The 550-nt window shown below is 37.3% G+C and carries 1 protein-coding gene; it reads right to left on the bottom strand.

Translation table 11 applies throughout. From position 1 onward, the window contains the following. A partial coding sequence (locus tag FS608_RS29750; protein WP_186328960.1) for a transposase occupies window positions 1–503 on the bottom strand: 503 nt, incomplete at its 3' end. Between the last annotated feature and the right edge of the window lie 47 nt (window positions 504–550).

Consider the following 550-nt stretch of genomic DNA (forward strand, 5'->3'; position numbering starts at 1 on the left):
GCATCGGCAAATATATAAGGATAGTACATCGTATTCAGAGGTCGACTTGCCCATTGATTCACTAAAGGATCTAGTTTTTCTGTGAGTGTAGATACAAATGATTTAGACACTTTTTGCCCACAGAGTTGTTCCACGATCTTTGAAACTTTTCTTGTGGAGACCCCATTCACAACCATTTCAAGCATGGCTAATACGAGAGCTTGGTCACAACGAGCATATTGTTCAAACACGGTAGTCGAAAATTCTCCACTGCGAGTACGTGGTACTCGAAGAGTAATTTTTCCAATGCCAATTATTAGATCACGTTCATAATATCCGTTGCGGTAGTCACGTCGTAAGTTAGAACGTTCATAGGATCCTGCTTGCAAGAACTCATCACGTTCTTTTTCCATAAAAGAATTTAATACTAAGACTATAGACGCTTTAATGACAGCGTCTATATTAGAGTTCATAACAGAATCTTTTAAATCATCAATATTTAGGTTAAACTGTAATTGGGTCATAATTAATTCCTCCACATTGTTTTCGTCGCTGATAACATTGTTGACAA

Source organism: Bacillus sp. X1(2014), from assembly GCF_007678255.1.